The organism is Sinomonas susongensis, assembly GCF_005877005.1.
Taxonomy (GTDB): domain Bacteria; phylum Actinomycetota; class Actinomycetes; order Actinomycetales; family Micrococcaceae; genus Sinomonas; species Sinomonas susongensis.
The window spans coordinates 1-2,257 of sequence record NZ_SSNH01000028.1; the positions used below are offsets into that span (position 1 = coordinate 1).

1 rRNA gene is annotated in these 2,257 nt (G+C 62.0%); it reads left to right on the plus strand.

Annotated features, from left to right (window positions below):
• Positions 1-181: 181 nt before the first annotated feature.
• Positions 182-1,706, plus strand: a 16S ribosomal RNA gene (locus tag E6A21_RS17680).
• Positions 1,707-2,257: the final 551 nt, after the last annotated feature.

Sequence of the window (2,257 nt, forward strand, 5' to 3'; positions counted from 1 at the left end):
GGGCCTGTTGTTTGAGAACTCAATAGTGTGCCATGTTTGATTCGATGCCGTTTTTTTGAATGGCTGGATTGTCTGGCCTGTGCTGCCGTTGTGGTGGTGTGGGCTGGGTTTTTTGGCTGGGATCGGGTGGTTTTTGCGCGTCTTTTCCGGGCGTGCTGGCTGCCTGTTTTGCTTTTTGTTTTTGACGGAGAGTTTGATCCTGGCTCAGGATGAACGCTGGCGGCGTGCTTAACACATGCAAGTCGGACGATGAAGCCCTTCGGGGTGGATTAGTGGCGAACGGGTGAGTAACACGTGAGCAACCTGCCCTTGACTCTGGGATAAGCCTGGGAAACTGGGTCTAATACCGGATGCCCGGTCCCTGCCGCATGGTGGGGGCTGGAAAGCCTTGTGCGGTCTTGGATGGGCTCGCGGCCTATCAGCTTGTTGGTGGGGTGATGGCCTACCAAGGCGACGACGGGTAGCCGGCCTGAGAGGGTGACCGGCCACACTGGGACTGAGACACGGCCCAGACTCCTACGGGAGGCAGCAGTGGGGAATATTGCACAATGGGCGCAAGCCTGATGCAGCGACGCCGCGTGGGGGATGACGGCCTTCGGGTTGTAAACCCCTTTCGGCGGGGAACAAGCCCTTCGGGGTGAGGGTACCCGCGGAAGAAGCGCCGGCTAACTACGTGCCAGCAGCCGCGGTAATACGTAGGGCGCGAGCGTTATCCGGAATTATTGGGCGTAAAGAGCTCGTAGGCGGTTTGTCGCGTCTGCTGTGAAAGCCCGGGGCTCAACCCCGGGTCTGCAGTGGGTACGGGCAGGCTGGAGTGCAGTAGGGGAGACTGGAATTCCTGGTGTAGCGGTGAAATGCGCAGATATCAGGAGGAACACCGATGGCGAAGGCAGGTCTCTGGGCTGTAACTGACGCTGAGGAGCGAAAGCGTGGGGAGCGAACAGGATTAGATACCCTGGTAGTCCACGCCGTAAACGTTGGGCACTAGGTGTGGGGGGCATTCCACGTCCTCCGCGCCGCAGCTAACGCATTAAGTGCCCCGCCTGGGGAGTACGGCCGCAAGGCTAAAACTCAAAGGAATTGACGGGGGCCCGCACAAGCGGCGGAGCATGCGGATTAATTCGATGCAACGCGAAGAACCTTACCAAGGCTTGACATGGGCCGGACCGCTCCAGAGATGGGGCTTCCCTTCGGGGCCGGTTCACAGGTGGTGCATGGTTGTCGTCAGCTCGTGTCGTGAGATGTTGGGTTAAGTCCCGCAACGAGCGCAACCCTCGTTCCATGTTGCCAGCACTTCGGGTGGGGACTCATGGGAGACTGCCGGGGTCAACTCGGAGGAAGGTGGGGACGACGTCAAATCATCATGCCCCTTATGCCTTGGGCTTCACGCATGCTACAATGGCCGGTACAAAGGGTTGCGATGCTGTGAGGCTGAGCCAATCCCAGAAAGCCGGTCTCAGTTCGGATTGGGGTCTGCAACTCGACCCCATGAAGTCGGAGTCGCTAGTAATCGCAGATCAGCAACGCTGCGGTGAATACGTTCCCGGGCCTTGTACACACCGCCCGTCAAGTCACGAAAGTCGGTAACACCCGAAGCCGGTGGCCCAACCCCCTGTGGGAGGGAGCCGTCGAAGGTGGGACTGGCGATTGGGACTAAGTCGTAACAAGGTAGCCGTACCGGAAGGTGCGGCTGGATCACCTCCTTTCTAAGGAGCCTCCCCCGTTGCCCGGGGGTCCTGTGCTGCTGCGCCTGGTGCGTGGTGGGCGGGTCCTGGCGGGTGCGGGCATGGAGAGCCCGTTTCGCAGGCGTGGGTCCTGCGGCGGGTGCTCGTGGGTGGAACATCGGATCGGATGGCCTGGTGCCTGTTGGTGCTGTGGTGCGAGTACGTGCTGCCGTGGTGTGCCTTCCCCGTTGGGGGTGGGTGTGCCGGGGTGGTGCTGGAAAGCGGCTGCGGTGCCGGGGGGTCCGGGCCGGTCCTGTGGCGGGTGCTCGTGTGCCTTTCGCTGCCGTGTTCGTGCGGTGGGGGGTGTGCGGGTTGGCCTGCTGTGGGGGTGTGGCACGCTGTTGGGTCCTGGGGCAGCAGTCCCGGATCTGTTCCTCCCGTTCCCGGTGGGGGCCCGTTGGGGCCTGCGCGTGGGGGCGGAGGGGGTTGTTGTTTGAGAACTGTATAGTGGACGCGAGCATCTTGCGGTGCCGTCGTGGCCGTCCGGGCCCCTTGTGGTGGTTTCCCTGCGTTGTGCGGGGTGCCGTTGCGGG